At 70.7% G+C, this 2,468-nt stretch carries 3 protein-coding genes and 1 pseudogene; 3 read left to right on the forward strand and 1 reads right to left on the reverse strand.

Annotation, left to right across the window (positions count from 1 at the left end):
* The 3 genes from ACWD3D_RS36035 to ACWD3D_RS36045 all read left to right on the forward strand — a co-directional run.
* Positions 1-264, forward strand: a 264-nt coding sequence (locus tag ACWD3D_RS36035; RefSeq protein ID WP_451464878.1) for a hypothetical protein, incomplete at its 5' end; no start/stop codon positions are given.
* A 16-nt stretch (positions 265-280) separates the two neighbouring features.
* Positions 281-1,045 (forward strand): bestrophin-like domain, encoded by a 765-nt coding sequence (locus tag ACWD3D_RS36040; RefSeq protein WP_451464879.1) that lies wholly within the window; start codon positions 281-283, stop codon positions 1,043-1,045.
* A gap of 190 nt (positions 1,046-1,235) precedes the next feature.
* The gene (locus tag ACWD3D_RS36045; protein WP_451464880.1) at positions 1,236-1,841 is read left to right on the forward strand and encodes a hypothetical protein; all 606 of its coding nucleotides are present in this window, start codon (positions 1,236-1,238) and stop codon (positions 1,839-1,841) included.
* 130 nt (positions 1,842-1,971) lie between these two features.
* On the opposite strand, the pseudogene ACWD3D_RS36050 reads toward ACWD3D_RS36045, so the two are convergent.
* Positions 1,972-2,373, reverse strand: a pseudogene (locus ACWD3D_RS36050) (hypothetical protein); the annotation flags it as partial.
* Between the last annotated feature and the right edge of the window lie 95 nt (positions 2,374-2,468).

Raw genomic sequence — 2,468 nt, forward strand, 5'->3', positions numbered from 1 at the left:
ATCCCGGCGTTCCTCGCCATGGTGATGATGCCGTTCACCTACTCCATCACCAACGGCATCGGCATCGGCTTCACGAGTCCCTCACCGACCCCCTCTCCCACCCCGTCCGCGCGCCCCACGCCCCATGTCGTCGCACTGCCCGCCTATCACAGGCCCCGGCGCCAAGTCCACGACAGCGGCACCTCGTTGGTGACGTTGTCCCTGATGATCACGGCTCCCGCGGTGTTCGCCGTCGCGGTGCTCCGGCCTCGCTCGTCCCGCTGACCCGACGGAGGACACCTTGTCGGAATGGATCGCCCTCTCCATCGCTATGGCATCGGTCTGTGCCGTCGTACTCACCATCACCGTCCTCAACAACCGCCGCGTGGCCGAGGACGACGACCCGTCCGAAACGCCCGACGTCATCGAGTACATGACGATGATGATCGGCGTGGTCTACGCCATCGTGCTCGGCCTGGCCATCGCGGGCGTCTGGGAGGGCCGCAGCGCCGCCCAGGAGTCCGTACGGCTGGAAGCCCAGGCGCTGCACGAGGTGCACGCGCGGTCGTCCGTCTATCCGGCGGAGGTCCGGGCACGTATCCGCGCCGACGTCGACGCCTACGTCTCCTACGTGGTGAACGACGAATGGCGGTACATGGAGAAGCACGCCTCCCTCACGGAGCGCGGCACCCGGCTCATCGACACGATCCGCGCGGACGTCACCGAGTACGTCCCGCAGAACGACCACGAGGGCCAGGCCTACCAGCCGCTCGTGGACCAGGTCGCCGCCGCCGACGACGCGCGCAGCGCGCGCGGTCAGAACGCCGGTGCCACGATGCCGGGGGTGGTGTGGTTCGGCCTCATCATCGGAGCCCTGGTAACCGTGGGACTGATCTTCACGCTGCAGATCCGCAGAACCTTCCGCGAACTGCTCCTCGCGGGCCTCTTCAGCGTGCTGATCGCCTTCCTTCTCTTCCTGATCTGGGACTTCGACGCCCCGTTCGGGCGGGGCATCTCAGCGACCGCCGCCCCCTTCTTCGACCTCTTCCCCCACGCGGCGCGCTGAGGGGAACGCCGGAAGGGCGTGTTCCCCGGGCGGTCAGCCGCCCGGGGAACGGCGCTGCCCCATTCGCCTTACTCCGATCGCGGGAGATGTGGCGCGCTCCTAGCGTGTCGGACATCGAGACGTATTCCTCCATGCTCCACGCGTCGCGGAAACCGGTTCCGCGGATACGCCTCGGTCCCCGGAGGCTCACATGCGCGCGATACGTGTCGCACCCCTTGCCCTGTCCGGCGCCACCGCCCTCCTCCTCGCGTCTCCCGCCGCCCACGCCGCACAGGACGGGGGGAGCTCGTCGCCGTTCACCCCCACCGTCACCCCCTCGGTCGTCGCGCCCGGCAGCCAGGTCACGCTGGGCAGCGGCGGATGCTCGGGCGGTACGACCGTCACCTCGGGAGTCTTCGACACCGCCCTCATCGCCGGCGGAAGCACCACGGCCATCGCCACGGTGGACCGGGACGCCCAGCAGGGTGCCATCTACGCGGTGACGTTCAAATGCGGCTCCAGCGGCGACGCGAAGAACGTCACCCTCACCGTCACGGGCGGCGCCACCACGAGCGCGTCCACCGCCCCCGCGGTCACTCCCGTCACCCCGGTCACCCCGGTGATCGGCACCGCCACGGCTCTCGCCACGGCGAGCCCCACGTCGTCCGCCCCCGCCCCCGCAGGCGTCCAGGGCGGTCTCGGAGGGAGCATCGGGTCGCTCGACCGCGGAGAACTCGCGACGGGTGCGGCGCTCGTGCTGGCGGCCGCCGGCGGCATCGTCTTCTTCGTACGCCGTCGCGGCGCGGTCCGGCACTGACCGGCACGCCGGTCCTCGGGGCGGGGGACGGAGCCGGGGCACGGGGAGTACCGCGAACGTCGGTCGCCCCGGGTCCGGACGCGGGACTCGGGGCGACGGGCCTATCGGGCCGGGCGGCTGGGACGTTCTCCTAGACGGCCGCATCGCTCGTCCGGCGACGGCGGACGAGGAAGACGGCACCACCGACGGCCGCGGCCGCCACCAGCGCGCCGCCGATCCGCGTCTCGGTGGAGCCGGGCCCCATGGAGCCGCCGAGGCCGCCCTGGGCTCCGCGACCGTCGAGCACGGTGAACCGCGCCGTCGCCACGGCGTCGTTGCCGCCGTTGCCGCCGTTGCCGCCGTTGCCGCCGAAGTCGTTGCCGTCGTTGTTGTTGCCGTTGTTGTTGCCGTTGTTGCTGTTGTTGCTGTTGCCGTTGTTGTTGCCGCTGCTGTTGTTGCAGCGCACCGACAGGTTGTAGTGCCCGGGGGTGGTGTCGTAACGGATGCGCGCGGTGGCGTACCCGGTGCGGCCCGCGGAGAGCTCGACCGTCGGCCGACCTGGACGGCAACGCGATCATGCGGATTCTGGATGTCGGCCCGGGGCCCGTCATCGGTCAGGCGTACGCGTTCCTGCTGGAGCTGCGACTG

This window comes from Streptomyces sp. NPDC002690 (assembly GCF_053592415.1).